Genomic DNA, 208 nt, shown 5'->3' with positions numbered 1-208 from the left:
ATGTAGCTCTTTATGAATTGCTTTTTGTTGCACTGACCATGTTAGAGGTGTTTCGCTATGACGTGCTTTTACATGTTGAGTAACTCCTTCATAGGTTGGTTGGTAGTTAATATCAGATTGAGTATTACCCACATTACCTACGCCAGCCTGATTGTAATTAAATACAACTACTTTTGGACGGTTAATGGGAAGTTGCTGGTGGTTAGGA

The 208-nt window shown here is 38.9% G+C and carries 1 pseudogene; it reads right to left on the bottom strand.

From position 1 onward, the window contains the following. Window positions 1–208: pseudogene (locus tag V6255_RS19075) on the bottom strand (catalase); the annotation flags it as partial.

The sequence above is a fragment of the Psychromonas arctica genome, assembly GCF_038155225.1.
Taxonomy (GTDB): domain Bacteria; phylum Pseudomonadota; class Gammaproteobacteria; order Enterobacterales; family Psychromonadaceae; genus Psychromonas; species Psychromonas arctica_B.
The sequence above is the reverse complement of the archived record's forward strand: the minus strand, read 5'-3'. Positions and strand labels throughout refer to the sequence as shown.